The organism is Cardiobacterium sp. (assembly GCF_057314735.1).
In genome coordinates this window covers 23789-49849 of the sequence record NZ_DBHKZK010000081.1, presented here as the reverse complement: position 1 = coordinate 49849, position 26061 = coordinate 23789, and the positions used below count along the sequence as shown (strand labels likewise).

Sequence of the window (26061 nt, the reverse complement as noted above, 5' to 3'; positions counted from 1 at the left end):
GTTGCGGGTTCGGCGACGGTTGCGGGTTCGGCGACGGTTGCGGGTTCGGCGACGGTTGCGGGTTCGGCGACGGTTGCGGGTTCGGCGACGGTTGCGGGTTCGGCGACGGGTTCGGATTCGGCGACGGGTTCGGATTCGGCGACGGCTGCGGTTGTTCGCCTTTGTAACCGTGGTCACGGCTGATGGCGATAGCACCCGCGACAAGGCCGACGGCACCGAGTACGCCGAGCGGTGCCAGCGCGGGCTGGTCCGAACCCAGCGGCTGTTCGGTGACGATTTCGCTGGCAAGCGCGTGTTCGGGAGCGGTGGCGACCGGGTAGCTGGTGAGACTGCCGTCCGCCTGCACCCCGACCAGCGCGCCCTGTCCCTGGCTGTAGTAGTGGTCAATGACGAGTGCGGGGCGGCTGTCGCCGTCCAGGTAGAGATAGAGGTCGTCGCCCGCGCGCGCGGTGGTGAGGTTCGCCGGGGCGGTGCCGGTCGCGGCGTCGCCAATCTGGTAGTACGCGCCATCAACGGCGGCGATATGCGGGCTGCTGGCACTGTCCAGCGGGTATTGCGCGAGGACGTTGCCGCTGCTGTTGCGGATTTCAAGGGTGATTTGAGGGGACACGGATGGTTCCGGGGTTGCGTTTTTCTGTTGTCAAGACTAGCAATTTTCCTGCCATCATGAAAGGGTAAGGCTTTTGTAATGTTTGACAGGCATTCGTCCGCGTCATGCTGGCACGGCTGTTTTTATAAAATGCTTTTTAATCAGTTTGTTGCGACGAATGCGCCTTGCAATGTCGCCATGAACACGGTACATTTTGCACCGTTCATGCGGCTTTTTCCCGCCGCGCTGGATAACCTGCTCACACAACAGGAGAAAATCATGATTCACCCCACCGCCCTCATCGACCCCAAGGCCGAACTCGATAGCGACGTCAGCGTCGGCGCCTACAGCGTCATCGGCGCGGGCGTGCAAATCGGGCGCGGCACCACCATCGCGCCGCACGTCGTCATCGAAGGGCCGACGCGCATCGGCCAAAACAACCATATTTTTCCCTTCGCCTCGCTCGGCGCCATCCCGCAGGACAAAAAATACGGCGGCGAAGACACCACCCTCGAAATCGGCGACAACAACACCATTCGCGAATTCGTCACCTTCAACCGTGGCACGGTGCAGGACATCGGCAAGACCGTCCTCGGCGACGGCAACTGGATTATGGCCTACGTCCACCTCGCGCATGACTGCGTCATCGGCAACGACACCACCTTCGCCAACAACGTCATCCTCGCCGGACATGTCCACATCGAAGACCACGTCGTCATGGGCGGGGCGGCGATGGTGTACCAGTTCGTACGCATCGGTGCCTACACCATGGTCGGCTACTGCGCCGGCGTCAAACAGAACGTGCCGCCCTACTCGCTCGTGGTCGAATCGCCCGCGCGCATCGCCGGCATCAACCTCGAAGGGCTGAAACGCCACCATTTCAGCGCGGAAGACATCGCCGCCATCAAGCGCTGCCATCACCACCTTTACCGCGAAAACCTGCTGCTGGACGAAGCACGCGACAAAATCAACGCGCTCGCCAGCGAATCTGCCCCGGCACGGCGCATCGCCGAATTCCTCGAACACACCGGCAAACGCGGGCTGATTCGCTAATGACGACGCCATAGAAAAAGCGGGGCTTGCACCCCGCTTTTTTTTCATCCGTTTAATGCCGTCGCCGAATGGCGATATCCGGCAAATTCCAATTATAAATAATGGCGCAGGCGCGAATGGCGAGTACCAATAACAAGGTCAACAAATCGCGCGTCCACAAGCCGACGCCAAAATGCATCAGAATGAAATAAAACACGCCGCCGACCAATGCCGCCGACAAATACACTTCCTTTTGCAGCAATAGCGGCACCTGGCGGCAGACAATATCGCGCAGAATCCCGCCCATAATCGCCGTCACCACGCCCATCAATACCGATACCGGCGCGGTTGCGCCGCGCATCTGCCCGACTTCAATGCCAATGACGGTAAACGTCGCCAATGCCAGCGCGTCAAACCAGCGGAAAGGCTTGTCCAACCGCTCAAACTGATAATAAAAAACCTGGGTAAAAATCGAAGTAATGGTAATCGTCCAAGCATAATCCAAATCCTTCAGCCAGAACAACGGATGGCGGTTCAACAACAAATCGCGGGTGGTACCGCCGCCGATGGAGGCGACAAAGGCAATCATCACCGCGCCGAAAATATCAAAATGCTGCCGCTTGGCGAGTACGGTAGCGGCGACGGCGCTGGAAAAAACACCAAAAAAATCAAGAAACGTAACAATGGATTCAGGAGCAATGGACATGGCGGACAACATCACAGGGCGGAAAACCGTTAGGATAGCACCCTTTCAAAAAATTCACAGAGAGGTTCCCATGCAGCGCTTGCGCCAACTATCCACCTTCATCGGCCAGACATTCGCCCTTTGGGCGATCGTCTTCGCCATCGCCGGTTACGCCGCCGCGCCAGTCTTCATCCCCTTCAAGCCCGCCATTCCCTACGCGCTCGGCATCATCATGTTCGGCATGGGGCTGACCCTGCGCGCCCGCGACTTCGCCGAAATCTTCCGCCGCCCGATGCAGGTACTGCTCGGCGTTGTCGCCCAGTTCCTCATCATGCCGCTGCTCGCCGTCCTTTTAGTAAACATCTTCAGCCTTGACCCGATGGTCGCGCTCGGCGTCATCCTCGTCGGCTGCTGCCCCGGCGGCACCGCCAGCAACGTCATGACCTACCTCGCGCGCGGCGATGTCGCCTTGAGCGTCACCATCACCGCCTGCTCCACCCTGCTCGCGCCGTTCCTGACGCCGCTCCTGCTCGAACTCTACGCGCACAAAACCGTGGACATCGCCGTCGGCGCGATGATGCTCTCCATCATCGAAATGGTCCTGCTGCCGATCGTCGCCGGTGTCTTCATCAACCGCTACTTCGACAAACACCTGCAAGTGCTGCGCGACGCCCTGCCGCTCATTTCCGTCATCTGCATCGTCCTGATTCTCGCCAGCGTCGTCGCGCTGAGCAAAGGGGCGATTGCAAAAAGCGGCATGATCATCTTCGCCGTTGTCATCCTGCACAACCTCCTCGGCTACCTGCTTGGCCTGCTCGCCGCCCGCCTCGCCGGAATGAACAGCGCCCAGTGCCGCGCTGTCATGATCGAAGTCGGCATGCAAAACAGCGCGCTCGGTGCCACCCTCGGCACAAAATACTTCAGCCCGGAAGCGGCACTGCCGAGCGCCATCTTCAGCGTCTGGCACAATATCAGCGGCGCGCTGGTTGCCAACCTCTGCACCTGGTGGGACAAACGCCACGGCAAATAACCCGTGCAGGGTGGGGCTTGCCCCACCATTAACGCCGAACACATGACGCACCACCCGCCCAAAAACATGAAAAGAATCCTCGCCCTCCTCCTCGCCTGCGCCACCGCCCACGCTACCGACAGCCTGGATGCCGATGCCCAATCGCGCCGCGATTTCATCAGCAAACACGCCGCCAAACTCGCTGCGGGCGACACCGCGCAGGCGGTACACATCACCGCCGCGATGCAGGTCAACGGCAACGCCGTCATCGCCCTCCTCTGCGAAACCGCAGATGGCCGACAAACCCTCGCCCTTTGGAGCCACACCCTGCTGGCGCAGAACAACATCGCACCATTGGCACAACACCTCGCCCAACTCGCCCGCGGCGAAGACGGCAAAGGCGACGCCAGCACCCGCTTCAACGACAGCAGCAACGACTACCGCAACGCACGCACCCTCGGTTGCTACACCGCCGCGCTCAATCACGCCCTGCAAAACACGGACGATGCCGTCGCGCGCAGCGAAGCACTATTGGCACCGAGCACCCAGGCGGCAGACCACAGCGACATCGCCACCCACCTGCGCGCATTCGCAAGCCCGCCCGATGCCGCACCCGCCGCCGTTGCCGCCTTTGAACAAGGCTGGCAAGCAGACAGCGCGGTGCAACCGTGACGCTCTCCCGCCACAGCGGGTGATGCTCATAAAAAAACCGCCCGCAGGCGGTTTTTTTCACAAAGGGCGAATTACTGTGCGGCTTCCTTCGCGCTGGCCTCCTTTTCCTTCGCCACAAACGCCTGCGCGTCGGCGAGGGTGCCGAGGTTGGTGACTTTGCGGTAGCCCATGCCGTTCAGCACCTGTTGCGCGACACCGGCGCGGCGGCCGCTGCGGCAGTAAACGTAAATGTCGGCGTCGTGGTCTTGGGTGATCTCGCTGATTTTTTGCGAGACTTCATCGACCGGGATGTTCACCGCGCCGTCGGCGTGCGCTTCGGCAAATTCTTCCGGACTGCGCACGTCAATCAGGTATTGCTCAGCGGAGGCGGCGAGGGAGGCGGCGGCGAGCAGGCTGCCGAGGACGAGTTTTTTAAGCATGAAGGGTCTCCGTGGGTTGTTGAAAAGGCGGGCAATGTTACGGGGCGGGCGAAAAGCGGGCAATGGCGCGGTGTCGCAGGATTTTGCTTCGCCGTCGCGCAGTTGCCCCGTTATGCGGAAGGCGATACCATAGCCCGCCTCAATTCCTACCTTAATTTATCCCCATGTTTAGTAAAGATATGACCATCGCGGGCTTTGATGATGAACTGGCCGCTGCCATCCGCAACGAGGCGCAACGTCAGGAAACCCACATCGAACTGATCGCTTCCGAGAACTACGCCAGTCCGCGCGTCATGGAAGCACAGGGCACCTGCCTGACCAACAAGTACGCTGAAGGTTATCCGGGCAAGCGCTATTACGGTGGCTGCGAGCATGTTGATGTCGTGGAAACGCTCGCCATCGAGCGCGCCAAGACGCTTTTTGGCGCCGATTATGCCAACGTGCAGCCGCATTCAGGGTCGCAGGCCAACGCCGCCGTTTTCCTTGCACTGTTGGAAGCGGGCGACACCATTCTGGGCATGGATCTCGGCCACGGCGGCCACCTCACCCACGGCTCGCCGGTGAGCTCGTCCGGTATCCTTTACCACGCGGTGCATTACGGCATTGACGTCAAGACCGGGCTGATTGATTATGATGCGATGCAGCGCATCGCCAGCGAGCACAAGCCGAAGCTGATTATTGCCGGATTTTCCGCCTACTCGCAGGTGCTGGATTTGCAGCGCTTCCGCGACATTGCCGACAGCGTCGGCGCGTATCTGCTGGTCGATATGGCGCACATCGCCGGCCTCGTCGCCACGGGGCTTGCGCCGAACCCGGTGCCGATTGCCGACGTCGTCACCTCCACCACCCACAAAACCCTGCGCGGGCCGCGCGGCGGGCTGATACTGGCGCGCGCCAACGACGCCATTACCAAAAAATTCAATTCCGCCATCTTCCCCGGCATCCAGGGCGGGCCGCTGATGCAGGTGATTGCGGCGAAAGCGGTCGCCTTCCTTGAAGCGCTTGACCCGGCCTTCACCAAATATCAGGAGCAGGTGCTGGACAACGCCAAGGCAATGGCGAAAGTCTTCCTCGCGCGCGGTTACGAACTCGTCTCCGGCGGCACCAAGAACCACCTGATGCTGATTAACCTCGTCAACAAAAACCTCACTGGCCGCGCCGCCGACGCCGCACTCAGCCGCGCCTACATCACCGTCAACAAAAACGCGGTGCCGGACGACCCGCAACCGGCCTCGGTCGCGAGCGGCATCCGCATCGGCACGCCCGCCATCACTACGCGCGGCTTCAAACAGGCGGAAGCCAAACTGGTTGCCACCTGGATTTGCGACATTCTGGACGACATCGACAACGAAGAAGTCATCCTCGCCGTGCGCGAAAAAGTGAGCAAACTCTGCGCCGAATTCCCGGTGTACGGCTAACGGAGCGGAGCGCGACCCTTGCATTGCCCCATCTGCCACCGGCCGGACACCCGCGTCATTGACTCGCGCCTCTTGAGCGACGGCAGCAAAATCCGCCGCCGTCGCGAATGCACCAACCCCGCCTGCGCCACCCGCTTCACCACCTACGAAACGGCAGAAATCTCGCTGCCGATGGTCATCAAACAAAACGGCGAGCGGCAGGCGTTCTCGGCGGAGAAACTGCGCAACGGCCTGCTGCGGGCGATTGAAAAACGACCGGTAAGCGTCAACAAAATCAACCAGTTGATCGAAGACATCGAAAACCGCCTGCGCATCAGCGGCGACCGCGAAGTCGCCTCGCGCCGCATCGGCGAATGGGTGATGGCGGGGCTGAAAGACATCGACCACGTCGCCTACATCCGCTTCGCCTCGGTTTACCTGAGCTTTCAGGACGTGGAAGCCTTCATCAACACCATCGCCGAACTGCGGCGCAATTGAGCGGAAAAATTCCCCTGCGGCGCGCCGCTTTCCCCTCCGGGGCAGGGGGGTGAATCGCTCAGGTGTATGTAAAACCATCCCGCTGTGATGCAAAACGCGGGAGCCTGAAAAACCGCCGATATGCCCCTCCCCCACGGGGGAGGGTCGGGGGCTCCCATGAAAAAGGCATCCGCCTTTTTCATGGGTACCCGGGGTGGGATTAAGTCGTTCCAACCTCGCTGCCCTGTAGCCATAGCCGCAAACCGGCCATTCACGGCCGACATCAAAAAACCAAACCCGTTATATACACCCTGAGCGCTCAGGTGTATGTATAGCAATCCTCACAAAGCCCTGTACGGCGTTGCGCCGCTTCGCCGTACTAAACTGTACTGTCTTCAGCGGCGCGCCTTGTACAGAACTTTGTGAGTATTGCTATATAAATCCCGCTTCCTTAAATGCAGGGTGAGGCTTGCCCTGCCCTGCCGCATGAACCCCAAACCCGCCGGAAACCACCAACCATGACCACCCCCGACACCGAACAAGATACCCGCTGGATGCAACGCGCGCTTGAACTGGCACAGCGCGGCATCTTCTCCACCGCGCCGAACCCGCGCGTCGGCTGCGTCCTCGTCAAAGGCGACGAAGCCGTCGGCGAAGGCTGGCACGTCCGCGCGGGCGAAGCGCACGCCGAAGCCCACGCGCTGCGAGAAGCGGGCGAGAAAGCACGCGGCGCCACCGCCTACATCACCCTTGAGCCCTGCGCGCACCAGGGACGCACCCCGCCCTGCGCCGACGCGCTGATTGCCGCGGGCATCGCCCGTGCCGTCGTCGCCTGCCGCGACCCGAACCCGCTCGTTGCCGGGCAGGGCATTGCCCGCCTGCAAGCGGCAGGCATCACCGTCACCGAAGGCGTCTGCGAAGAAGAAGCCCAGCGGCTCAACCGGGGATTTTTCCGCCGCATCACCACGGGGCGGCCATTTGTCACCCTCAAACTCGCCGCCTCGCTTGACGGCAAAACCGCGCTGGCCAACGGCGAAAGCCAATGGCTCACCGGCAAAGCGGCACGCGCCGACGTCCATTACCACCGCCTTGCCGCCGACGCCATCATCGCCGGTACCGGCAGCATCCTCCACGACAACGCCCACCTCACCGCGCGCTACCCGACCGAACTGCCGAGCCAACCGCCGCTGCGCGTCATCATCGACAGCCGCCTGCGCACCCCGCGCGACGCCGCCCTCTTTGACGACCTGAGCCCCATCCTCATCGCCTGCGGCATGAACGCGCGCGCGCCGAACTACCCCGCCCACGCCGAGTGGCTGCGCCTGCCGCTCGCGGGCGGCCGCGTGCCATTGCCCGCACTTTTGGACGAACTGGGCGCACGCGGCATCAACAACGCCTTCGTCGAAGCCGGCGCCTCGCTCGCCGGCGCCTTCATCCAGCAAAACCTCGCCGACGAAATACTGCTCTACCTCGCCCCCTGCCTGCTCGGCAGCGGCGCGCGCGAACTGCTGCAACTGCCGCCGTTACAACACCTCTCTGATAAAATGCGCGTCCACATTGACGACAGCACCCGCATCGGCGCCGACCTGCGCCTGCGCCTCACCCCGGAAAAACCATGTTCACAGGCATCATAGAAACCACCGGCACCCTGCAACGCCGCGCCGACCACGGCGACGACTGCACCCTCACCATCGCCTCCCCCTCCTTTGACTTCAGCCGCTGCGCCCTCGGCGACAGCATCGCCGTCAGTGGCGTCTGCCTCACCGCCGTCGCCCTCGGCGTCGACCACTTCAGCGCCGACGTCTCGCACGAAACCCTGCGCCTGACCACCCTCGGCGCGCTGCAACCCGGCGACGCGGTCAACCTCGAATACGCGCTGACCCTTGCCACCCCGCTCGGCGGCCACCTCGTCAGCGGCCACGTCGATGGCGTCGGCGAACTGCTCGCCCGCGAAGCCGACGCGCGCAGCGAACGCCTTACCTTCGCCGCCCCCGCGCCGCTCGCCCGCTACATCGCCGCCAAAGGCTCGATTACCGTGAACGGCGTCAGCCTCACCGTGAACGCAGTCAATGCCAACCACTTCAGCGTCAACATCGTGCCGCACACCATGAGCCGCACCACCCTCGGCGCGCTGCAACCCGGCGACGCGGTAAACCTCGAAGTGGACCTCATCGCCCGCTACCTCGAACGCCTGCTCAACGCATCACAACAAAGCGGTGGCCTCACCCTCGAAACCCTGCAAAAACACGGATACTGAACCCATGCCCCTGAACAGCACCCCGGAAATCATCGCCGACATCCGCGCCGGCAAAATGGTCATCCTCATGGACGACGAAGACCGCGAAAACGAAGGCGACCTCGTCATCGCCGCCGAACACATCACCCCCGAAGCCATCAACTTCATGACCAAATACGGGCGCGGCCTCGTCTGCCTCACTATCACCCAGGCGCGCAACGACCAGCTCAAACTCTGGCCACAATCACGGCGCAACAACTCGCCCTATCACACCGCCTTCACCGTCTCCATAGAAGCCGCCGAAGGCGTCACCACCGGCATCAGCGCCGCCGACCGCGCCCGCACCATCCTCGCCGCCACCGCCAAAGATGCGCGCCCAGAAGACCTCGTCCAGCCCGGCCACATCTTCCCCATCGTCGCCCGTGAAGGCGGCGTCCTCACCCGCGCCGGACACACCGAAGCCAGCACCGACCTCGCCCGCCTCGCCGGGCTTGAGCCCGCCGCCGTCATCGTCGAAATCCTCAAAGAAGACGGCTCGATGGCGCGCCGCCCCGAACTCGAACAATTCGCCGCCGCACACGACATCAAAATCGGCACCATCGCCGACCTCATCGCCTACCGCCTCGCCCGCGAACAAACCATCGCCCGCATCGCCCAATGCGAACTGCCGACTGCCTACGGCAACTACACCCTCACCGCCTACCAAAGCATCTATGACAAAGACCGCCTGCACTACGCGCTCACAAAAGGCCACATCCAGGCGGCGCGCCCGACCTTCGTCCGCGTCCACGTCCAAAACACCCTCGGCGACCTCTTCCATGCGAACCTGAACGAACGCACCCATACCCTGCAAGAAGCGTTGCAACGCCTCGCACAAGAGCCGGACGGCATCATCGTCGTCCTCGATGACGCGCAAAGCCACAACGACATCATCAGCCGCATGGTTGCCTTCTCGCACAACAACCCGCCGCCGAAACGCCCGCAAGAACAAGACCTGCGCACCTACGGCATCGGCGCGCAAATCCTCATCGACCAGGGCGTCGGCAAAATGCGCCTGCTCTCCGCGCCGTACAAATTCACCGGCATCTCCGGCTACCAGCTGGAAGTGAGCGAATACCTGGCGGAATAAAAGAACCTTCCCTGCCTGTTTCCCTCCCCCGTGGGGGAGAAGTTAGGGGCTGTTGACAATTCGACGAACGAGCCCCTCTCCCTCTGGGAGAGGGGTTGGGGTGAGGGCAGCAATCAATTGAAAAACAGGAATTTTGGTTCATCAATGATTGCTCACCCCCTCCCCAGCCCTCCCCCGCCGGGCTTCGCCCTGCAGGGGAGGGGGTGTAGAAACCGCGCTAGTCGTTGAATAGTTCCCCTTCCCCCGTGGGGGACTGGAACAGCTCGTCTGAAGGACGAGAAAGTTAGGGAGGGAACAGCAAACCACCCTGCGCAGCGACACCATCACCAACAAACCATTTACCAAAACACAAGGACCCCACATGACACACCAAGTAAACCGCCTCGAAGGCGACTATATCCTCGAAAACGCGCGCTACGCCATCATCTGCTCGCGCTTTAACGACTTCATCGTCAACAAACTCGAAGCAGGCGCCATCGACACCTTAAAACGCCACGGCACCGACCTCTCCAACATCGACGTCGCCTACGTCCCCGGCGCACTCGAACTCGGCATCGCCGCACAACGCCTCGCCGCCACCGGCCGCTACGACGCCATCATCGCCCTCGGCGCCGTCATCAAAGGCGCGACCGCCCACTTTGACATCGTCATCGGCGAAAGCGCCAAAGCCTTGAGCCACGTTGCGCTCAGCCACGACATCCCGGTCATCAACGGCGTGCTCACCACCAACAGCATCGAACAGGCCGTAGAACGCGCCGGTACCAAAGCGGGCAACAAAGGCGCGGAAGCCGCACAAGTCGCCATCGAAATGGTCAGCCTGCTGCGCCAAATCGGCTAAACAAAATTCCCCTCCCCTGCGCAGCGGGGGAGGGTCAGAGAGGGGGTGTAAAAAATCGCGTAGCGACCACATACAAAACGCATTAACGACACGCCAAAGCTGATCTCCGACAAGCCCCCCTCCCCTGTGGGAAAAGGTCGGGGTGGGGCAGCAAACAACCGCGCCAGCGACCGCAGCCATTCCCCCCTCCCCCTGTGGGGGAGGGGACGGGGGTGGGGTTTGTCTGCACACCCCGCTATCGCATAAACAACACAAAACCCAGCCCCCGCTTGCGGGGGCGACTTCATAAAAGCCACTACCGTCCTTCCTGCGAAGCGGGAGCGAGCAGGCGGGGACGGAAAATCGCGTAGCGCCCACGCCCCAAACGAACAACAAACGGTCTCTAAAAACGAACACACACACAACGGAACACCCATGAAAAACCTCAAACGCCAGGCCATCGAACAACGCAGCCGCGCCCGCCGCCAGCTCCTGCAAACCCTCTACCAATGGCAAATCAGCGGCAACGACCCCTGGAACGTGCGCCGCAACCGCCTCGTGGACCCCAAAGCGGGCGACATTGACGACGACTACTTCAACGCCGCCTTCGACACCATCACCGAAAAACGCGACCTCTACGACACCCGCGTCTCCGAACACACCCACCGCCGCCCCAGCACCCTCGACCCGGTAGAGCGCGGCATCCTCTGGATTGGCGTGTACGAACTGATCGAACGCTTCGACATCCACCCCACCGTCACCATCAACGAAGCGGTAGAGCTTGCCAAACAATTCGGCGCGGCAGACAGCTACAAATACATCAACGCCACCCTCGACAAACTCGGCAAAGCCCTCCGCCCCAACGGATGAAAATCTACCTCGCTCACGGCCGTGGCGGCTCGCAGCACAGCAAAGAAATCTTCCACCTCGCGCGCACCGCCAAGCGCGCCGGCCACGAAACCCACTGCATCAACGACATCGACACCGACGACCCGGAACTGCGTAGCGTACGCCTGACCGTTACTGGTCGTCACCCTACAACAGCGGCTCTATGCCCGCATCACGCGCGACGTGAAAACGCTTAATAACCACACCTACGACATCAACCACAACGACTACGACGCCAAAAGCGGCACCCTGTGCGGCGAACAACGGGCGCCTGGGCAATACCTACCTACATCAACAACATTATCAGGTAAAATAAACACGGATGGACTGCAATCAATCTAACTGTCGTCTATTGATTTATATTTTTATGGAAATAAACCATGCGATCACAAAATATACAATACATTTCACGCATTGATCATTTGCGTTTCTTTGCCTTTTTTATGGTGTTCTATATGCATCATATCTTTTGGTTTCCAACGGAACGGATCAAGGATTTGAATTTTAATGGACATATATTTGATTTCAAGGAGATATTGAAGTTATGGGTGGCTAACGGTACGACGGGTGTAAGCCTGTTTCTGGTTTTGAGCGGATTTCTCTTTTGCCTTATTGCGGGGGGGGGAGAAAATCCGGTATTTTCCCTTCATTTATAACAGAATGCTGCGAATTTTCCCGCTTCTTGTATTTTTTATTTTTATCATTATTACAGTTAACAGGGTTGAGTCTGGTCCGGAAGCCATCTTTAGACTTCTCACCTTGCAGCTAAATACCGGGAACCCGACAACAGGATGGGGACATACGGACAATTTCCCTACCGGTCCGATTTGGACTATTGCCGTAGAATTTCAGTTCTACCTCATTTTCCCTGTCATTATATCTTTTGCAAAACAGCACGGGATTCGCTGGTTGCTTCTCGTTATTTTGCTGATGATTGTTACCAGAATCTTGATTACGGGCAATAATAACAATGTAAATTTTTGGTTCTATCTTAATATTTACTATACTATTATCGGAAGGTTGGATCAGTTTATTATTGGGATAATAGCCGGAATCATTTATCTGACAAAGAAGGACTTTTTGAGCAAAATACATGAACAAATTGCCATCGTGGCAATGTGCTTTATCCTGTTTACAATTGTTTTTACCATCCCCGTTGCCACCTGGTTCGGAACGTGTTTTAGATTTACCGCAGAAGGTACACTATGGAGCCTGATTATAATCGTTTATCTAAAATTCCCTTTCCCTGATATCCAAAAGCTGGACAGCTTTCTATCCTGGCTTGGTAGCATGAGTTTCTCCATGTATCTTTTTCATGTATCTGTCGCAACATTTTTTGTAAAAACTTTTAGCATGGCATATCCGGAGACTTTTAACAGCCTGCTGGCACAAAATACCATCATTTTGCCTGGAGTCATTCTCTTCTCGATACTTACTTTCTATGCTATAGAAAAACCATTTTTTGAGAGAAGGGTAAAATATATTGTGAATGAAAAAGAACCACCCGCGTCAATGCGCGAATGACACCAGAGTGCCTGTTTGCCATTCAGCTTCCTCCCCTGCGAAGCGGAAAAGACCGGGGAGGGAGTATAAAAACTGCGCAACGGACTTATTCAAAAGGAATGACAAACAGCCCCAGGCAGCTTTCCAAAAATGTTGCTGAAACATCTTGAGAACTTCCCATGAAAATTTACCTCGCCCACGGCCGTGGCGGCTCGCAGCACAGCAAAGAAATCTTCCACCTCGCGCGCACCGCCAAACGCGCCGGGCACACCACCCACTGCATCAACGACACCGATACCGAAGATCCGGAATTGCGCAGCGCCCGCCTGACTGCGCTCGTTGCCGCCGAAGCAGAACCCGTCGTGCTGATGGGCTTCAGCATGGGTGGCTACACCACGCTGCTTGCCGCCGCCGCCCACCCGGAGAAAGTGCGCGGCCTCTTTCTCGTCGCGCCGGGGCTGTATCTGCCGCGCTATCAGGTGAAAACCTATCCGGTCGTCAGCCCGACGGAAATCGTCCACGGCTGGGACGACGACATCGTGCTGTATGAGCATTCCGTGCGCTACGCGCGCGAAGCGGGCGCGACGCTGCACCTCGTCCCCGCTGGGCACCTCTTTTACCAGCCGGACGAGCTGACGCTGCTCTGCCGCCATTTCGCCGACTTCCTCGCCCGCCTTGACGCATGAACTACTGCGCCTACTGTGCCGACCTGCCGCCGGACAACCCGCACCGCCGCTACCACGACCACGAATACGGCTTCCCCCTTGCCGACGACAATCGCCTCTTTGAGCGCCTCGTGCTGGAAATCAACCAGGCGGGGCTAAGCTGGGAGACCATCCTGCGCAAGGCGGACAACCTGCACCGCGCCTACAACAGCTTTGACATCGCCACCATCGCCGCCTATGGCGAGGCCGACACCGCCCGCCTCCTCGCCGACCCCGGCATCATCCGCAATCGCCTGAAAATCAATGCGTCCATCAAAAATGCCCGCATTATCCGGCAGTTGCAGGCGGAACACGGCAGTTTCCGCGCCTGGCTGGACGCGCAAACCGCGCCGGACAAGGCCGCCTGGGTCAAGCTGTTCAAAAAGACGTTTACCTTCACCGGCGGCGAAATCACCGGCGAGTTTCTGATGAGCAGCGGCTACCTGCCCGGCGCCCACCAGCCCGATTGCCCCGTTTACCCGCGCATCCTCGCCGCCCGCCCGCGTTGGCTGGTGCGGGCAAGCGACCCAGCACTGGACACGGCGCACTTGGCGTAAAAAATACCGGCGCAATGCCGGTATTTTTTTATGACTGCACACCATTCTGCTTAATGCGCTTTCGCCGCCGTCTTAATCGCGAGAATTTGCCGCACAAAGGCAGCGAGTTTGTCGGCGAAATCCGCCGCATCCAGCGCGGCAATCAGCGCAAAATCATCTGTTTTGCCGCCGTCATCGGCACTCGCGACTTTGCCATAGTAATAGCGGAAAAACAGCGCTTTGCCGCCACGGATTTTGCCACGATGTAAGACGAAAATACGCCCGTCTTCATCGCGGGCGAAAGCGCCAGACAAGGCGCGGTTAATGCCGTCCGCCGGGAAATTGATTTCTGCGGCGAGTGCGACTTTTTTACCCACAACGGGCGCGCCGATGCCAAAACCGTTCCAGCATTTTTTCTCCTGTATTTGCTGCGCGTACCATAAATCCAATTCCGGTGAATAATGCACTTCTGTTTCAAAGCCACCGCCTATTCCGGCAACGGTGCAGCGAATGGTTTGCGGCAATGCGGCGATGATTTTTTCTTTGAACGAGGATTGTGCGGCGGCGAGTGTTTCTGCATCGTCAATAATTTGCAACATGGCGGCACGCTCCTTAATCCAGCAATTCCAACACCCGTTCCGCCGGGCGGCCAATACGCACCGCGTTATCGCTACTGGCGACTGGGCGGTTGAATAATTGCGGATGGGCGGCGAGTGCATCAAGCAGCGCCGCATCGCTCATTGCCGGATTGTCCAGTTGCAATTCGTGGTAGAGCGCTTCTTTTTGCCGCAAGAAATCGCGTACCGGCAAGCCGCTGCGGGTGATGAGTGCCGCCCATGCGTCGCGCGTCGGCGGGGTTTTCAGGTAGTCAATGATGTGTGGCTCGATGCCGCGTTCGCGCAAGAGGGCGAGGGCGTTGCGCGAGGTGGAGCAGCGCGGGTTGTGGTAGAGGGTGATGTTCATGGCAATCTCCGTTAAAGGCATCAGTATAGCAGCGGCGCGCGTTTGCGCGTATATTGCCGCTTTCTTCCGCATGGAGTTTTTATGAACAGCAATCCCGCTTTGGCGACCGCCCTCGCCCACCGTCCCATTCGCAAATTCACGTCGCAGCCAATCGCGCCGGAAATGCTGGCGTCATTGATTGATGCCGGGCGGATGGCTTCCACTTCAAATCATCTGCAATGCGTTTCTATTATCCGCATTACCGACCCAGAGATTCGCGCCGGGATTCGCCGCGCGGCGAGTGATATGGCCTATGTCACCGATTGCGCCGAGTTTCTGTTGTTCTGTATGGATTTCCATAAGGCAAAGATTTTATTACCCGCCGCGCAATTGGACTGGACGGAAGTTGCAATGATTGGCGCGATGGATACCGGCATTATGGCGCAGAATATTTTGCTGGCGGCAGAATCATTGGGCTTGGGCGGTGTTTTTATTGGCGCGTTACGCAATGATATTGAAGCAGTCAGTCATTTGGTTGGCTTGCCGGATTATTGCGCGCCGCTGCTCGGTTTGTGTTTGGGTTATCCCGCGCAAAATCCACCGCCCAAACCGCGCTTGCCGCATTCGCTGATGTTTTTTGAAAACCGCTATGCCGAGCCGGATGCGCAGGCACTCGCACAATATGACGCCGAATTGCGCGCTTATTATCAAAACCGCATGGGCGAGGAACGCGACTGGCTTTACAGCATTCGCAAAACGTTAAATGGGCCGGTGCGGTCGCACATGTTGCCGTTTTTGCAAAGCAAGGGGTTCCTCAAGCAATGAAAGCCGCGATTTTATCGGCGCTCGCGTTAGCGCTCGCCGCCTGCCATGCGCCCAAGCCGTTTTTGGATACGCCGCTCGCCATTGCGCAGCCAAAGCCCATCGGCGACAGCGGCTGCGCCAGCCGCGCCTGTCCGGCGACGCTGGATCCGGTCTGCGTCGTCTTTGACAACGGTGGCCGCCGGATGCAGCAGACATTTGCCAATGACTGCGCGGTCTGCATCGCACCGGAGTTCATTGTCAGCCGCCGTCGGGGGGCGTGTGAGCGGTAACGGAAGCGGTTACGCCACAATCATCCCGGCGGCGACGGTCTGGTTGCTGGCGTCGTCTATCAATATGAACGCGCCGGTGGCCGGGTTTTCCGCGTAGGCGGTGGCGGCGACGGGTTGTTGCAGCACCAGGCTCACTTCGCCGAGGTCGTTCATCGCAAGGGTGTCGCGGTCGGCGTAGTTGCTCAGGGTATGCACGTCCCAGACGTGTTCGACACGGCGGATTTTCGCGGCGACGGTGCGGGTGGTGTGTTTGAGCAGGTATTTGCGCGCCGGGTTGAGCGGGCGCTGGTCAAACCAGCACAGGGTCGCGCGCAGTTCGCGTTGGCCGTTGTGCGGGTTGGTGGCGGCGAGCAGGGTGTCGCCGCGCGAGATGTCGATGTCGTCGGCGAGGCGCAGGGTGATGTTTTCGCCGACGCTGGCGGTCTCAACGGTGCCATTGACACCGATGATTTCGCGCACGCTGCTTTCTTGTCCGGCCGGTTCAACGCGGACGCGGTCGCCGACGCGGACGCTGCCCGCCTCTATCCGCCCCTGGTAGCCACGGAAGTCGTCCTGTTTGTCGCCGTCGGCACGCAGCACGTTTTGCACCGGGAAATGGAAGGCGGCAGGCGCGTCGCTGATGCCTTCGCCGGCGGGCAGCGCTTCGAGGGTGGCGAGCAGGGTGTCGCCCGTGTACCACGGGGTGTGTTCGCTTTTGTGGACGATGTTGTCGCCGTGCAGGGCAGAGATGGGAATGTAGTGGACGTCATTGAGTCCAAGCTGCGCGGCGAGCGTGTCGTAGGCGGCGGTGATGGCGCGGTATTTGCCTTCGTCGTAGTCAAGCAGGTCGATTTTGTTGATGGCAACGATGATGTGCGGGCAACGCAGGTGGCGGAGAATGGCGCTGTGCCGTTTGGTTTGCGGCAAGAGTTGCAGCGGGGTTTGGCGGTAGTCGAGTTGCGAGGCGTCGAGCAGGAGGACGGCGGCGTGCGCGGTGGAGGCGCCGGTGACCATGTTGCGCGTGTATTGTTCGTGGCCGGGGGTGTCGGCGATGATGTATTTGCGCCGTGCGGTGCTGAAGTAGCGGTAAGCGACGTCAATGGTTATGCCTTGTTCGCGTTCGGCTTCAAGGCCGTCGGTCAGGGCGGAGAAGTCGGGGTTGCCGTCGGCTTCGGCGGCTTCGATTTGGCGGAGCTGGTCGCCAAGCAGTGCCTTGCTGTCGTAGAGGAGGCGGCCAATGAGGGTGGATTTGCCGTCATCGACGCTGCCGGCGGTGATGAAGCGCAGGGGCGCGTGCTGGTTGAGGTTGGGCATGGGGGTTCCTTTTTGTCGGGTTTCGGGTTTGAGGGTGACGTTTTACATACAGGGTAGCGGGGAAGGTGTATGTAAACGGATGTCGGGTGGGTCTTGACCCACCACGACAAAGCATCAGGTTTTTTACGGTGGGTCATATGGGAATGAACAACACCGATGGCAGAGGCGGGAACGCTACCCCCTCCCCAGCCCTCCCCCGCTGCGGACGCTACGCGTCCTGCGAGGGAGGGGGCAGAGCGGCGGGATTTTGCACGCTTGTTCCCGCAATTGCGTCAGCGTGGTGGGGCAAACCCCACCCTGCGTTTACATACACGATAGCGGGGAAGGTGTATGTAAACAGAGCAGGGTTGGCGCGGCAGGAGGGTTGTTTATATAAACACCGGACGTGCCGCCAGTAACCCCACCCCGGGTTCCCATGAAAAAGGCGGACGCCTTTTTCATGGGGAGCCCCGACCCTCCCCCACAGGGGGAGGGGGCAGAACGGCGGGATTTTGCACGTTTGTTCCCGTAATCGTGTCGCTCGTGGTGGGGCAAACCCCACCCTACGTTTACATACACGATAGCGGGGAAGGTGTATGTAAACAGAGCAGGGTTGGCGCGGCAGGAGGGTTGTTTATATAAACACCGGACGTGCCGCCAGTAACCCCACCCCGGGTTCCCATGAAAAAGGCGGACGCCTTTTTCATGGGGAGCCCCGACCCTCCCCCACAGGGGGAGGGGGCAGAACGGCGGGATTTTGCACGTTTGTTCCCGTAATCGTGTCGCTCGTGGTGGGGCAAACCCCACCCTACGTTTACATACACGATAGCGGGGAAGGTGTATGTAAACAGAGCAGGGTTGGCGCGGCAGGAGGGTTGTTTATATAAACACCGGACGTGCCGCCAGTAACCCCACCCCGGGTTCCCATGAAAAAGGCGGACGCCTTTTTCATGGGGAGCCCCGACCCTCCCCCACAGGGGGAGGGGGCAGAACGGCGGGATTTTGTACGTTTGTTCCCGTAATCGTGTCGCTCGTGGTGGGGCAAGCCCCGCCCTGCGTTTACATACACGATAGCGGGGAAGGTGTATGTAAACGGGGAATCATCAACATCGATGGCAGAGGCGGGAACGCTACCCCCTCCCCAGCCCTCCCCCGCTGCGGGCTTCGCCCTGCAGGGGAGGGAGAATTTCAGAAATATCCCTGCTTTTTCCGCTGTTCCATTGCGGCGGCGCTGGCGCGGTCGTCGAGGCGGGTGGCGCTGCGTTCGGAGATGGTCGCGCGTGCGGTTTCGGCGATGATGTCTTCCGGGACAACGGCGCTGCTTGCCACCGGGCAGGTGCAGGAAATATCGCCGACGGTGCGGAAGCGTACCGATACGGTTTTGCTTTCTTCGCCGTCGTGTTTGGGCGTCAGCGGGGTGACGGGAACGAGCAGGCCGCGCCGCTCCACCACTTCGCGCGGGTGGGCGTAGTAAATCGGCGGCAGGGCGAGTTTTTCGCGGGCGATGTATTGCCAGATGTCCAGCTCTGTCCAGTTGGAGATGGGGAAGACGCGCAGGTTTTCGCCGGCGTGCAGGCGCGCGTTGTAGAGCGACCACAGTTCCGGCCGCTGGTCTTTCGGGTTCCATTGGCCGAATTCGTCGCGGAAGGAGAAGATGCGCTCTTTGGCGCGCGCTTTTTCTTCGTCGCGTCGCGCGCCGCCGAGCAGGGCGTCGAAGCCGTGGGTTTCGATGGCTTCCAAGAGCGTTACCGCCTGCGCGGCGTTGCGTGAATCGTTTTCGCGGCGCAGGACTACGGTGCCGCGCGCGATGGAGTCTTCGACGTTGCCGACGATTAGCCGCGCCCGGTAGCGCGCCACGGTTTCGTCGCGGAAGGCGATGACTTCCGGGTAGTTGTGGCCGGTGTCGATGTGCAGCAGCGGGAAGGGCAGGGGGATGTCGCGCCCCGCCACTTGAAATGCCTTGCGCGCGAGCGCCAGCAGCACGACGGAATCTTTGCCGCCGGAAAAGAGCAGCGCCGGGTTGCGGCATTCCGCCGCCACTTCGCGGATGATGTACACCGACTCGGCTTCGAGCCAGTCCAGATGTTCATTGTGTAACTTCTTCATATCTCACCTCATTTGTGTAGTCCGCATTCGCGGCTGTCTTTGTTTTCCCACCACCAGCGGCCGGCGCGGATGTCCTCGCCCGCCTTGACCGGAATCGTGCAGGGCTCGCAGCCAATGCTCGGATAGCCCTGGTGATAGAGTTCGTTGAACGGAATGGCGTTTTGCCGGATGAATGCCCAAACGTCATCTTCCGACCAGTCATAAATCGGGTTGAATTTGGCGATGCCGCGCGCTTCGTCCGCCTCCTGCAAGGCGAGTTCGCTGCGGGTGACGGATTGCGCGCGCCGCTGCCCGGTGAGCCAGGCGTCGGCGTCGGCCAGCGCACGGTTGAGCGGCGCCACCTTGCGGATAAAGCAGCAGCGCTTGCGCAATTCCACGCTTTGATAAAAGGCGTTCAGCCCGTGCGTCGCCACATATTCGGCGACTTCCGCCGCGTCCGGCTGATAGAGGCGGAAATCCAGCGCCGGATAACGCGCGCGCACCACCTCGGCATAGGCGAGCGTCTCCGGGTTGAGCCGCCCCGTTTCCAGCATGAATACTTCCACCGGCGCGGCGAGCTGCGCCAGCACCTCGGTAATCACCATGTCTTCCACGGCGAGACTGCTGGCGAACTTGACCCGCCGGAAACGCGCGCAAATATCCTGCAACCGCGCATGCAACTGCGCCGATTTCTCCGGCAGATGCGCGAACACCTCCGCCGCCGGCTGCGGGATTTGCCACAGCGCCGGGCGCTGCAATGCCATTGCCGTCATCGTTTGCCCCTGAGGATTGTCATCGTTGTTCTCCCTGAAAATCTGCGCGCTATCGTAAGCGCGGCGGGGGGCGCAAGGGAAAGTGCAAAATTTTTGGGGGTTATAAGGAAATGGCATAAGGCACAAAAAAGCCGGGCAAAGCCCGGCCTTTAGGAAGAAGGGAAGGGACGCGTCGCCCCGCAGGTGAACCGCCCTGCCCTTCCAACGGATTGCAGTGTTATTTCAGTCCAGTTTGCTCAAGTCGCGCACCGCGCCACGATCGGCACTGGTGGCGAGCAGGCCGTAGGCTTTCAGCGCGGCGGAGACTTTGCGCGCGCGCGGTGCGGCGGGTTTCCAGCCTTTGGCGTCCTGTTCGGCGCGGCGGCGGGCCATTTCTTCGTCGCTGATGTCGAGGCGGATGCTGCGCGCCGGGATATCGATGTGGATGGTGTCGCCGTCGCGGACAAGGCCAATCGCGCCGCCTGCCGCTGCTTCCGGCGAGACGTGGCCGATGGAGAGGCCGGAGGTGCCACCGGAAAAGCGGCCATCGGTGAGCAGCGCGCAGGCTTTGCCCAGTCCCATCGATTTCAGGTAGCTGGTCGGGTAGAGCATTTCTTGCATTCCGGGGCCGCCCCTGGGCCCTTCGTAGCGGATGATGACAATGTCGCCCGCTTTCACTTTGCGCTTGAGGATGCCTTCCACGGCGGCGTCCTGACTTTCGTAAACGATGGCTTTGCCAGTGAATTTGAGGATGCTTTCGTCCACCCCGGCGGTTTTGACGACGCAGCCGTTTTCGGCGATGTTGCCGTAGAGGACGGCGAGGCCGCCTTCTTGTGAGTAGGCGTGGTCAATGGCGCGGATGCAGCCGTGGGCGCGGTCGTCATCGACGCTGTCGAAGCGGCAATTTTGCGAGAAGGCGGTCTGGCTGCGCAGTCCTGCCGGGCCCGCTTTATAAAATTCGAGGATTTCCGGCGCGGGCTGGTTTTTCAGGTCGTAGCGGTCAATCGCTTCTTGCAGGGTGCGGCTGTGCACGGTTGGCAGGTCAGTACGGATAAGCCGCGCGCGCGCCAGTTCGGCGAGGATGTTCATGATGCCGCCCGCGCGGTGCACGTCTTCGATGTGGTATTGCGGCGCGTTCGGCGCGACTTTGCACAGTTGCGGGATGCGGCGCGAGAGGGCGTCAATGTCTTTCATGGTGTAGTCCACGCCCGCTTCTTGCGCGGTGGCGAGCAGGTGGAGGATAGTGTTGGTGGAGCCGCCCATGGCGATGTCCAGTGTCATTGCGTTCTGGAAGGTGTCAAAGGTGGCGATGGCGCGCGGCAGGACGCTGGCGTCGCCTTGTTCGTAGTGGCGGCGGGTGATTTCAACGATGGTGCGCGCGGCATTGAGGAAGAGTTGTTTGCGGTCGGCGTGAGTGGCGAGGGTGGTGCCGTTGCCGGGCAACGACAAGCCAAGCGCTTCGGTGAGGCAGTTCATCGAGTTGGCGGTGTACATCCCGGAGCAGGAGCCGCAGGTCGGACAGGCGTTTTTTTCGTAGTCATCAACGGTGGCGTCGTCCACGTCGGGGTCAACCGCGTAAACGATGGCATCCACCAGGTCGAGTTTGTGCTTGGCGAGTGCGGTTTTGCCCGCTTCCATCGGCCCGCCGGAGACGAAAACAGCAGGGATGTTGAGCCGCATCGCCGCCATCAGCATGCCGGGGGTGATTTTGTCGCAGTTGGAGATGCAGATCATCGCGTCGGCGCAGTGGGCATTGACCATGTATTCGACGCTGTCGGCGATGATGTCGCGGCTCGGCAGCGAGTAGAGCATACCGTCGTGCCCCATCGCAATGCCGTCATCGACGGCGATGGTATTGAATTCTTTGGCAATCGCGCCCGCTGCTTCGATTTCACGCGCGACCAGTTGTCCCATGTCTTTCAGGTGGACGTGGCCGGGGACGAACTGGGTGAAGCTGTTGACCACGGCGATGATGGGTTTGCCAAAATCGCTGTCCTTGACGCCGGTGGCGCGCCACAGGGCGCGTGCACCAGCCATGTTGCGCCCGGCGGTTGAGGTGCGGGAGCGGTAAGGGATTTTCTGCGTCATGATGAAGTTCCTTTTTTTATGATAAAGACAAAAAAGCCGACCGCGCGGGCCGACTTGGTGCATTTGGAGGAATCAGAACGTGCCGGTGACGTTGCTTGCTGAAGGGTTATTGGTGATTTCAAACATGGTGACGATGCCTTTCACCCCGGAAACACGGCTGGCAATACTCGCTGCGGCGCTCGCTTCTTCCTGACTGACGATGCCGAGCAGGTAGGTGTAGCCGTGTTCGGTGACGACTTTGACCCGTGTCGGATCAAAACCGGGCAGTTTGATGTCCAGCAGCGCGCTTTTTACTTTGGCCGTTTGCTTGGAGTCATAAGTGCGTTCCATGAAGGTGCTGCGGCGGCCAATCACGAGCTGGTTTTCTACCCGCTTGACGCCCTGTACGGATTTCGCAGCGGCAGTGATTTGCTGACGGATATTTTCGTCATAGGCTTCGCCGGTAAGCAGAACCATGCCGTTGTAACAGGTCACGCTGACGTTGCTGTTGTCCGTGAGGATTTTGTTGTCGGCAATGGTCGCTTTGACTTTTACTTCCAGCGTGTTGTCATCCAGTACTGTGCCAGCCGAACGGCGATCGTGGACAACACCGGCGGTCGTTGCTGCCCCACCAATCAGTAATGGTCCGCAGCCCTGCAATAATGATGCGACAATCAATAGTGAAAGAATTTTTTTCATAATCAGGCAAGCACCCGTCAATTAACACGAAGGTGGCATTATAAACAAATTCTGTTGCAGCCAAGTGAACGCACCGCATAAAAAAGCGAGCCTTGCGGCTCGCTTTCAAGCGGTAGATACCGATTAGAAGTCGTGGCGAACACCAACAACGACTTTGTAGCTTTCTTCTTGGCCTTTTTGACGCGGATCGTAGTAAGCGCCTTCAACCCAAGTGTAGGTACGTTCGCTCAGGTTGTATTGGTAACCGAGAGCATATTCGAACCAGTCGTTCTTGCCCTTGTTGTCGTCGTAGCCGAAGCCAGCGCGGAAGGTGTTGTTACCGAGGTAGTATTCACCAGCAAGGTTGTAGTAGCTGTCAGCCTTGTCTTTTTTCTCGTAACCTACACCCACTTTGAATGTGTCGTTTTTGTAGCCGACTGAACCGCCATAGTACTTGTCGGTTTTCTTGCCAGCGTCACGAGACTGGTAAGCACCACCGGCGAAGATACCGTTGGCATCATAGAAAGCGGCAGCTTCCCATGCGTCAATGCCCTTGGAATCAGAACCAGAGATGACTGTATTATCGCCATCCAGTACCATTGAAGCACCGAGCTTGAAGCCAGACATATCCGGTGAGACGTAGCTGATGACTTTGCTCAGACGGTTCGGGCCGTGGTGGAACGGACCGTTGCTGTGATAAACGTCTTGGAAGTTGTCGTTGAAGCTGGTAGCCAGTTTGAACAGGGTATCTTGACGACCCAAGGTCAGGGTACCGAAGTCGCCACGCAGACCAAGGTAAGCGTAACGAGTGCCTTCTTTGCCGCTCAGACCATTGTCATAAGCGTTGAATTCAAAGCGGTAGAATGCTTGCAGTCCGCTGTTCAGGTCTTCGGTACCACGGATGCCGAAACGGGCAACGCTACGATCCAAATCCCAGTTATTTTTTTTGTCGCCATCAATTTTTTTGGCAACGACAACGGAGTGTGCCATTGACCCATAGAGGGTAGTCGTGTTTTCTGCTTGTGCAACGCCAACCACACCGGCCAGAACGCTCAAAGCAATCAGTGATTTTTTCATGATAGTCTCCTAGCAATTAGCTAAATTCAATTTCGCGGATCGCCTAATCCGGGGGCAATAATACTGGCTTTTTGGTGGGCGTGCAACCGTTTTTGTTGCAAGAAACCAACAACGTTTTTTTTGTAGTTATTTTACAACTCACTATCTTGTTCTTTTCGTGCGGGTATCGTTGCAGTATGCGGTTTTTGTGCGTGTTTTTTTGCGGATACGGGATTTTTCCGGTGCGCTATCGCGCTGTTTCGCACCAGACGAAGGCGACGGCATAATCGCGTTCGTCGCTCAGGCTCAAGTGGATTTTTGTGATGCCGCGTGCGTGCTGCATGGTTTTTACCACATTCGTTGGGGCGAAGCCGGGGGCACCGAGTGCAGTTTTGTCGAGACAGATGGCGGGCATCACCAGCGGCGCGCGCAGTCCGGTGCCGAAGGCTTTGCCCAGTGCTTCTTTTGCCGCCCAGCGCAGCGCGAGGTAGCGTACCGGGTCTTTTTGTGCGGGCAGTTGCGCCCGTTCGTCCGGGTGCAGGATTTTTTCAGCGAGACGCTTTCCGTGTTTGTGGTAGAGCGCGGCGATGCGGCGTTTGTCGATGATGTCGGTGCCAATCATTTTTGTGGTTTGAATTTGAATATGAAAAAGGCGGGGAAGTTCCCGCCTTTAGTCAAGATGCAATGGGTTCTGAGCTGTTTGCCGAGGTTTGGCTTTGTCGCTCGCGGTGTTTTCACACCCCCTCCCCGTCCCTCCCCCGCTTCGCAGGGAAGGGGGAGCAAGGCGTTTTTATTTAGGCTTTATCCAACCCGAACGCTTCGTGCAGGGCGCGCACGGCGAGTTCGAGGTATTTTTCGTCAATACCGACGGAGATTTTGATTTCCGAGGTGCTGATGATGTGGATGTTGATGCCTTCTTTGGCGAGTGCCTGGAACATGGTGCTGGCGACTGCCGCGTGTGAGCGCATACCGACGCCGACGATGGACACTTTGGCGATGTTTGAACCGTGGATAACCACGCCGCTTTCCGGCGGGAAGTTTTTGCGCAGGATTTCAACGGTGGTGTCGTAGTCGCCGCGCGGCACGGTGAAGGTGAAGTCGTTTTTGCCGTCAACGCCAATGTTCTGGATGATCATATCGACGTTGATGTTGGCGTCGCCGACGGGGGCGAGGATTTGGTAAGCGATGCCCGGCTCGTCCGGGACGTCAACGACGTTAACTTGGGCTTCGTCGCGGCTGAACGCGATGCCGGTGATGATGGCTGATTCCACGGGGTTCTCCTCTTCGAGACTGATCAGGGTGCCTTCGCCGTCCTCGAAGCTGGAGAGGACGCGAAGCGGGACTTTGTATTTGCCGGCGAATTCGACCGAGCGGATTTGCAGCACTTTTGAGCCGAGGCTGGCCATTTCCAGCATTTCTTCAAAGGTGATGCGGTCAAGTTTGCGCGCTTTGGGTTCGACGCGCGGGTCGGTGGTGTAAACGCCATCGACGTCGGTATAGATTTGGCATTCGTCGGCGTGCAGGGCGGCGGCAAGGGCGACGGCGGTGGTATCGGAACCGCCACGTCCCAGGGTGGTGATGTTGCCGTGTTCGTCCATGCCCTGAAATCCGGCGACGATGACGATTTTGCCCGCATCCAGATCGCGGCGGATGTTGTCGCTGTCGATGCCTTTGATGCGCGCTTTCATGAAGGCGCTGTCGGTGAGGATTTTTACCTGGCCGCCGGTGTAGGACACCGCCGGCACGCCGCGTTTTTCGATGGCGATGGCGAGCAGGGCGATACTGACTTGTTCACCGGTGGACATCAGTACGTCCATTTCGCGCGGGCTGGGACGTTTGTGAATGTCGTGCGCGAGTGCGATGAGGCGGTTGGTTTCGCCGCTCATCGCCGAGACGGTGACGATGACGTCGTTACCCGCTTTTTGTGCGGCGATGCATTTTTCGGCGACGTTTTCGATGCGCTCCACCGAGCCCATCGAGGTGCCGCCGTATTTTTGTACGATCAAGGCCATGTAATGCTCC

Annotated in this window: 30 protein-coding genes; 17 read left to right on the top strand and 13 right to left on the bottom strand. The window is 59.3% G+C overall.

Features of this window, described 5'->3' with window-relative positions:
* Positions 1–610 (bottom strand): hypothetical protein (locus tag ACO54Z_RS12340; protein WP_485997286.1); only part of this gene is annotated, 610 nt, incomplete at its 3' end.
* Between the two features lie 258 nt (positions 611–868).
* On the opposite strand from ACO54Z_RS12340, the gene lpxA reads away from it, so the two are divergent.
* Positions 869–1642 (top strand): acyl-ACP--UDP-N-acetylglucosamine O-acyltransferase, encoded by a 774-nt coding sequence (gene lpxA / locus ACO54Z_RS12335; RefSeq protein ID WP_485997285.1) that lies wholly within the window; start codon positions 869–871, stop codon positions 1640–1642.
* 52 nt (positions 1643–1694) lie between these two features.
* Here lpxA and ACO54Z_RS12330 read toward each other — a convergent pair whose 3' ends face one another.
* Positions 1695–2327: a trimeric intracellular cation channel family protein gene (locus ACO54Z_RS12330; RefSeq protein ID WP_485997284.1), complete on the bottom strand. Its 633-nt coding sequence runs from the start codon at positions 2325–2327 to the stop codon at positions 1695–1697.
* Positions 2328–2397: 70 nt separating this feature from the next.
* Here ACO54Z_RS12330 and ACO54Z_RS12325 point away from each other — a divergent pair, with 70 nt between their 5' ends.
* Together ACO54Z_RS12325 and ACO54Z_RS12320 are read left to right on the top strand one after the other, a co-directional pair.
* Positions 2398–3336, top strand: a complete 939-nt coding sequence (locus ACO54Z_RS12325) for a bile acid:sodium symporter family protein (RefSeq protein ID WP_485997283.1) — start codon at positions 2398–2400, stop codon at positions 3334–3336.
* Between the two features lie 66 nt (positions 3337–3402).
* The gene (locus ACO54Z_RS12320; protein WP_485997282.1) at positions 3403–3987 is read left to right on the top strand and encodes a hypothetical protein; all 585 of its coding nucleotides are present in this window, start codon (positions 3403–3405) and stop codon (positions 3985–3987) included.
* A 71-nt stretch (positions 3988–4058) separates the two neighbouring features.
* Here ACO54Z_RS12320 and ACO54Z_RS12315 read toward each other — a convergent pair whose 3' ends face one another.
* Positions 4059–4406, bottom strand: a complete 348-nt coding sequence (locus tag ACO54Z_RS12315) for a rhodanese-like domain-containing protein (protein ID WP_485997281.1) — start codon at positions 4404–4406, stop codon at positions 4059–4061.
* 164 nt (positions 4407–4570) lie between these two features.
* Between ACO54Z_RS12315 and glyA the strand changes: the two genes are divergently transcribed.
* From glyA to ACO54Z_RS12255, 12 genes are all read left to right on the top strand, one after another.
* Positions 4571–5824 carry a serine hydroxymethyltransferase gene (glyA, locus tag ACO54Z_RS12310; RefSeq protein ID WP_485997280.1) on the top strand — a complete coding sequence of 418 codons (1254 nt, stop codon included), beginning with the start codon at positions 4571–4573 and terminating at the stop codon, positions 5822–5824.
* Positions 5825–5842: 18 nt separating this feature from the next.
* A complete protein-coding gene (nrdR, locus tag ACO54Z_RS12305; RefSeq protein ID WP_298078822.1) occupies positions 5843–6301 on the top strand; it encodes a transcriptional regulator NrdR in 459 nt (152 codons plus the stop codon).
* Positions 6302–6798: 497 nt separating this feature from the next.
* The gene (gene ribD, locus ACO54Z_RS12300) at positions 6799–7914 is read left to right on the top strand and encodes a bifunctional diaminohydroxyphosphoribosylaminopyrimidine deaminase/5-amino-6-(5-phosphoribosylamino)uracil reductase RibD (protein WP_485997279.1); all 1116 of its coding nucleotides are present in this window, start codon (positions 6799–6801) and stop codon (positions 7912–7914) included.
* A complete protein-coding gene (locus tag ACO54Z_RS12295; protein ID WP_485997278.1) occupies positions 7896–8537 on the top strand; it encodes a riboflavin synthase in 642 nt (213 codons plus the stop codon). The genes ribD and ACO54Z_RS12295 overlap by 19 nt, the downstream gene beginning before the upstream one ends.
* Before the next feature lie 4 nt (positions 8538–8541).
* Positions 8542–9645, top strand: coding sequence for a bifunctional 3,4-dihydroxy-2-butanone-4-phosphate synthase/GTP cyclohydrolase II (ribBA, locus tag ACO54Z_RS12290; RefSeq protein ID WP_485997277.1), 1104 nt, complete (start codon positions 8542–8544; stop codon positions 9643–9645).
* A gap of 361 nt (positions 9646–10006) precedes the next feature.
* A complete protein-coding gene (gene ribH, locus ACO54Z_RS12285; protein ID WP_004142608.1) occupies positions 10007–10483 on the top strand; it encodes a 6,7-dimethyl-8-ribityllumazine synthase in 477 nt (158 codons plus the stop codon).
* 414 nt (positions 10484–10897) lie between these two features.
* Entirely contained in the window at positions 10898–11332 is a 435-nt protein-coding gene (gene nusB / locus ACO54Z_RS12280) for a transcription antitermination factor NusB (protein WP_485997276.1), read from the top strand.
* Entirely contained in the window at positions 11329–11547 is a 219-nt protein-coding gene (locus ACO54Z_RS12275; protein WP_485997275.1) for a hypothetical protein, read from the top strand. Before nusB ends, ACO54Z_RS12275 begins: the two co-directional genes overlap by 4 nt.
* 183 nt (positions 11548–11730) lie before the next feature.
* Complete coding sequence (locus ACO54Z_RS12270; protein ID WP_485997274.1) at positions 11731–12006, top strand: hypothetical protein; 276 nt, start codon at positions 11731–11733, stop codon at positions 12004–12006.
* A 4-nt stretch (positions 12007–12010) separates the two neighbouring features.
* A complete protein-coding gene (locus tag ACO54Z_RS12265; RefSeq protein ID WP_485997273.1) occupies positions 12011–12874 on the top strand; it encodes an acyltransferase family protein in 864 nt (287 codons plus the stop codon).
* Between the two features lie 158 nt (positions 12875–13032).
* The gene (locus ACO54Z_RS12260; RefSeq protein ID WP_485997272.1) at positions 13033–13539 is read left to right on the top strand and encodes an alpha/beta hydrolase; all 507 of its coding nucleotides are present in this window, start codon (positions 13033–13035) and stop codon (positions 13537–13539) included.
* Complete coding sequence (locus ACO54Z_RS12255; RefSeq protein ID WP_485997271.1) at positions 13536–14114, top strand: DNA-3-methyladenine glycosylase I; 579 nt, start codon at positions 13536–13538, stop codon at positions 14112–14114. The genes ACO54Z_RS12260 and ACO54Z_RS12255 overlap by 4 nt, the downstream gene beginning before the upstream one ends.
* A 50-nt stretch (positions 14115–14164) precedes the next feature.
* Here ACO54Z_RS12255 and ACO54Z_RS12250 read toward each other — a convergent pair whose 3' ends face one another.
* Positions 14165–14692, bottom strand: a complete 528-nt coding sequence (locus ACO54Z_RS12250; protein ID WP_485997270.1) for a restriction endonuclease — start codon at positions 14690–14692, stop codon at positions 14165–14167.
* A 13-nt stretch (positions 14693–14705) separates the two neighbouring features.
* Entirely contained in the window at positions 14706–15056 is a 351-nt protein-coding gene (gene arsC, locus ACO54Z_RS12245; protein WP_485997269.1) for an arsenate reductase (glutaredoxin), read from the bottom strand.
* An 81-nt stretch (positions 15057–15137) separates the two neighbouring features.
* On the opposite strand from arsC, the gene nfsA reads away from it, so the two are divergent.
* Positions 15138–15860, top strand: a complete 723-nt coding sequence (gene nfsA / locus ACO54Z_RS12240; RefSeq protein ID WP_485997268.1) for an oxygen-insensitive NADPH nitroreductase — start codon at positions 15138–15140, stop codon at positions 15858–15860.
* On the top strand, positions 15857–16129 hold the full coding sequence (locus ACO54Z_RS12235) for an alkaline protease (RefSeq protein ID WP_485997267.1): 273 nt from the start codon (positions 15857–15859) through the stop codon (positions 16127–16129). The genes nfsA and ACO54Z_RS12235 overlap by 4 nt, the downstream gene beginning before the upstream one ends.
* Before the next feature lie 9 nt (positions 16130–16138).
* On the opposite strand, the gene ACO54Z_RS12230 is transcribed toward ACO54Z_RS12235, so the two are convergent.
* The 8 genes from ACO54Z_RS12230 to ACO54Z_RS12195 form a co-directional block, all read right to left on the bottom strand.
* On the bottom strand, positions 16139–17422 hold the full coding sequence (locus ACO54Z_RS12230; RefSeq protein ID WP_485997266.1) for a sulfate adenylyltransferase subunit 1: 1284 nt from the start codon (positions 17420–17422) through the stop codon (positions 16139–16141).
* 1167 nt (positions 17423–18589) lie between these two features.
* Positions 18590–19507 (bottom strand): sulfate adenylyltransferase subunit CysD, encoded by a 918-nt coding sequence (gene cysD / locus ACO54Z_RS12225; RefSeq protein WP_485997265.1) that lies wholly within the window; start codon positions 19505–19507, stop codon positions 18590–18592.
* An 8-nt stretch (positions 19508–19515) separates the two neighbouring features.
* A complete protein-coding gene (locus ACO54Z_RS12220) occupies positions 19516–20250 on the bottom strand; it encodes a phosphoadenylyl-sulfate reductase (RefSeq protein ID WP_485997264.1) in 735 nt (244 codons plus the stop codon).
* A 231-nt stretch (positions 20251–20481) separates the two neighbouring features.
* Positions 20482–22326: a dihydroxy-acid dehydratase gene (gene ilvD / locus ACO54Z_RS12215; RefSeq protein ID WP_485997263.1), complete on the bottom strand. Its 1845-nt coding sequence runs from the start codon at positions 22324–22326 to the stop codon at positions 20482–20484.
* A gap of 72 nt (positions 22327–22398) precedes the next feature.
* Positions 22399–23004: a BON domain-containing protein gene (locus tag ACO54Z_RS12210; RefSeq protein ID WP_298081291.1), complete on the bottom strand. Its 606-nt coding sequence runs from the start codon at positions 23002–23004 to the stop codon at positions 22399–22401.
* A gap of 123 nt (positions 23005–23127) precedes the next feature.
* On the bottom strand, positions 23128–24060 hold the full coding sequence (locus ACO54Z_RS12205; protein WP_298081292.1) for a porin: 933 nt from the start codon (positions 24058–24060) through the stop codon (positions 23128–23130).
* Positions 24061–24286: 226 nt separating this feature from the next.
* Complete coding sequence (gene acpS, locus ACO54Z_RS12200) at positions 24287–24661, bottom strand: holo-ACP synthase (protein ID WP_298081293.1); 375 nt, start codon at positions 24659–24661, stop codon at positions 24287–24289.
* Positions 24662–24833: 172 nt separating this feature from the next.
* Positions 24834–26051, bottom strand: a complete 1218-nt coding sequence (locus tag ACO54Z_RS12195) for an aspartate kinase (RefSeq protein WP_485997262.1) — start codon at positions 26049–26051, stop codon at positions 24834–24836.
* Positions 26052–26061 lie beyond the last annotated feature (10 nt).